Origin of the sequence: Sporosarcina soli (genome assembly GCF_042655805.1) — a bacterium.
Taxonomy (GTDB): Bacteria; Bacillota; Bacilli; order Bacillales_A; family Planococcaceae; genus Sporosarcina; species Sporosarcina soli.
Genome location: NZ_JBHSNO010000004.1, coordinates 1 through 2,630 on the forward strand (window position 1 = coordinate 1; position 2,630 = coordinate 2,630).

The 2,630-nt window shown below is 48.9% G+C and carries 19 tRNA genes and 1 rRNA gene; all 20 read right to left on the reverse strand.

The window, feature by feature from the left end:
- Nucleotides 1–466: 466 nt before the first annotated feature.
- The 20 genes from ACFPRA_RS04230 to rrf all read right to left on the reverse strand — a co-directional run bounded on the left by ACFPRA_RS04230 (nt 467) and on the right by rrf (nt 2,409).
- Nucleotides 467–538: transfer RNA gene (locus ACFPRA_RS04230), tRNA-Glu, on the reverse strand.
- A gap of 7 nt (nt 539–545) precedes the next feature.
- Nucleotides 546–636: transfer RNA gene (locus ACFPRA_RS04235), tRNA-Ser, on the reverse strand.
- A gap of 7 nt (nt 637–643) precedes the next feature.
- A tRNA-Asn gene (locus ACFPRA_RS04240) sits at nt 644–718 on the reverse strand.
- A gap of 1 nt (nt 719) precedes the next feature.
- Nucleotides 720–796, reverse strand: a tRNA-Ile gene (locus tag ACFPRA_RS04245).
- A gap of 5 nt (nt 797–801) precedes the next feature.
- Nucleotides 802–875, reverse strand: a tRNA-Gly gene (locus ACFPRA_RS04250).
- A gap of 7 nt (nt 876–882) precedes the next feature.
- A tRNA-Phe gene (locus ACFPRA_RS04255) sits at nt 883–958 on the reverse strand.
- Between the two features lie 23 nt (nt 959–981).
- Nucleotides 982–1,057: transfer RNA gene (locus ACFPRA_RS04260), tRNA-Asp, on the reverse strand.
- 3 nt (nt 1,058–1,060) lie between these two features.
- Nucleotides 1,061–1,135: transfer RNA gene (locus tag ACFPRA_RS04265), tRNA-Met, on the reverse strand.
- 70 nt (nt 1,136–1,205) lie between these two features.
- Nucleotides 1,206–1,298: transfer RNA gene (locus tag ACFPRA_RS04270), tRNA-Ser, on the reverse strand.
- Nucleotides 1,299–1,315: 17 nt separating this feature from the next.
- A tRNA-Ile gene (locus tag ACFPRA_RS04275) sits at nt 1,316–1,392 on the reverse strand.
- Between the two features lie 7 nt (nt 1,393–1,399).
- Nucleotides 1,400–1,473, reverse strand: a tRNA-Met gene (locus ACFPRA_RS04280).
- Nucleotides 1,474–1,494: 21 nt separating this feature from the next.
- Nucleotides 1,495–1,570: transfer RNA gene (locus tag ACFPRA_RS04285), tRNA-Ala, on the reverse strand.
- Between the two features lie 6 nt (nt 1,571–1,576).
- Nucleotides 1,577–1,653, reverse strand: a tRNA-Pro gene (locus ACFPRA_RS04290).
- Between the two features lie 25 nt (nt 1,654–1,678).
- Nucleotides 1,679–1,764 (reverse strand) — tRNA-Leu (locus tag ACFPRA_RS04295).
- A gap of 12 nt (nt 1,765–1,776) precedes the next feature.
- Nucleotides 1,777–1,848, reverse strand: a tRNA-Gly gene (locus tag ACFPRA_RS04300).
- An 8-nt stretch (nt 1,849–1,856) separates the two neighbouring features.
- A tRNA-Leu gene (locus ACFPRA_RS04305) sits at nt 1,857–1,938 on the reverse strand.
- 32 nt (nt 1,939–1,970) lie between these two features.
- Nucleotides 1,971–2,046: transfer RNA gene (locus ACFPRA_RS04310), tRNA-Lys, on the reverse strand.
- 6 nt (nt 2,047–2,052) lie between these two features.
- Nucleotides 2,053–2,128, reverse strand: a tRNA-Thr gene (locus ACFPRA_RS04315).
- Between the two features lie 15 nt (nt 2,129–2,143).
- Nucleotides 2,144–2,219 (reverse strand) — tRNA-Val (locus ACFPRA_RS04320).
- Between the two features lie 75 nt (nt 2,220–2,294).
- Nucleotides 2,295–2,409 (reverse strand): 5S ribosomal RNA (gene rrf / locus ACFPRA_RS04325).
- Between the last annotated feature and the right edge of the window lie 221 nt (nt 2,410–2,630).

The window sequence follows — 2,630 nt, forward strand, 5'->3', positions numbered from 1 at the left end:
CTGTATATTTAGACATAAAAACACCCCATAAATGTTAGTTTGGTGTCTAACATTTACGGGGCAGATCAAGGCCTTGAATGGCTTATGGTGTTTTTATATGTAGGTATGTTAGGGCTGCTTGCTTCTGAAAGTGAGTTTAAGAGCGGACAGAATGTATTGATAAGCGTATATCAAGTATTGATGAGCTTTCAGGACATGATGATGATCGGTTATTAGGAGATATGAGCGTTCAGAGTGATTTATGAGCGCTTGAGGGATGCTTTGATCGGTTACAACGTGTTTATGAGCATGTGCCGGGGCATATGAGCCTTCATTGTATGATGATGATCGGTCACAAGGCGCATATGAGCGTTCAGAGCGATTTATGAGCACTTGAAGAATCTTTTGATCGTTTACGGCGGTTTGATGAATATAAAAAAACATCCTTTCAAGTTATTTATAACTTGAAAGGATGTTTTTTCTTATATGACCCCTACGGGATTCGAACCCGTGTTACCGCCGTGAAAGGGCGGTGTCTTAACCGCTTGACCAAGGGGCCAAACTTATGGCGGAGAAGGAGGGATTCGAACCCTCGCACCGCTTACGCGATCTATGCCCTTAGCAGGGGCACCTCTTGAGCCACTTGAGTACTTCCCCGAGTTATTGGCTCCGCAGGTAGGATTCGAACCTACGACCGATCGGTTAACAGCCGATTGCTCTACCACTGAGCTACTGCGGAATGGTGGGCCTAAGTGGACTCGAACCACCGACCTCACGCTTATCAGGCGTGCGCTCTAACCAGCTGAGCTATAGGCCCTAAATTGGAGCGGGTGAAGGGAATCGAACCCTCATCATCAGCTTGGAAGGCTGAGGTTTTACCACTAAACTACACCCGCAATTTCATGGTGGCTCAGGACGGAATCGAACCGCCGACACAAGGATTTTCAGTCCTTTGCTCTACCGACTGAGCTACTGAGCCACTTTTATGTATTTTGTAAGAAATGGCGGTCCCGACCGGGATCGAACCGGCGATCTCCTGCGTGACAGGCAGGCATGTTAACCGCTACACCACGGGACCATTTGGTTGCGGGGGCAGGATTTGAACCTGCGACCTTCGGGTTATGAGCCCGACGAGCTACCACTGCTCCACCCCGCGATAATATTAATTAGTTCATCACTTGATTTGTTAAAGAATATCGGTTAGAGTGTTCACCATTTTTATAAAATGGCGGAGGAAGAGGGATTCGAACCCCCGCGGGCTTTAACACCCCTGTCGGTTTTCAAGACCGATCCCTTCAGCCAGGCTTGGGTATTCCTCCGTAATAAAATATGATGCTGGTGGACCTTGCAGGACTCGAACCTGCGACCGGACGGTTATGAGCCGTCTGCTCTAACCAACTGAGCTAAAGGTCCTTTAAGATGGCGGCAGAGGGGATCGAACCCCCGACCTTACGGGTATGAACCGTACGCTCTAGCCAGCTGAGCTACGCCGCCAGGATCTTTATATGATATTGTTGGTGGAGCCTAGCGGGATCGAACCGCTGACCTCCTGCGTGCAAGGCAGGCGCTCTCCCAGCTGAGCTAAGGCCCCGTGAAGTGGTCGGGAAGACAGGATTCGAACCTGCGACCCCTTGGTCCCAAACCAAGTGCTCTACCAAGCTGAGCTACTTCCCGTAATGTTTCAATAAAATGATAATGATGCCGAGAACCGGAATCGAACCGGTACGGTAGTCACCTACCGCAGGATTTTAAGTCCTGTGCGTCTGCCAGTTCCGCCACCCCGGCTAAATCATTTAAAGCGGAAGACGGGATTCGAACCCGCGACCCCGACCTTGGCAAGGTCGTATTCTACCACTGAACTACTTCCGCGTTGAAAGTGCGGGTGAAGGGAGTCGAACCCCCACGCCCGAAGGCACTAGATCCTAAGTCTAGCGTGTCTGCCAGTTCCACCACACCCGCATTGTTCGCCACAACTTAATAAGTCGTGATAATGGTGAGCCATGCAGGATTCGAACCTGCGACCCTCTGATTAAAAGTCAGATGCTCTACCGACTGAGCTAATGGCTCTAAAAGTGGTGCCGGCGAAAGGACTTGAACCCTCAACCTACTGATTACAAGTCAGTTGCTCTACCAATTGAGCTACACCGGCAATTGTTTAGGTAAATGGTGGAGGATGACGGGTTCGAACCGCCGACCCCCTGCTTGTAAGGCAGGTGCTCTCCCAGCTGAGCTAATCCTCCGTTATAAAACGCTGTGTTCATGTACTGTTATGATATCTTGTCCAAAGTATAATGATTATGTAATGGATTATCCAAGCCTGGCGACGTCCTACTCTTGCAGGGGGAATCCCCGACTACCATCGGCGCTGAAGAGCTTAACTTCCGTGTTCGGTATGGGAACGGGTGTGACCTCTTCGCCATCGGCACCAGACTTGTAATTCCTTTTCTTTAAGACACTATTTATTATAACAGAACTTAGTTATAATTGCAAGTACTTTTTTAAAAAAAGAACGATGTTTGTTCGTTCAAAACCGGATAAAACTAACATTGTGTAAATCAAGGTCATCCGCAGCTTTTTATTATAGGTTAAGTCCTCGATCGATTAGTATCTGTCAGCTCCACACGTCGCCGCGCTTCCACCCCAGACCTATC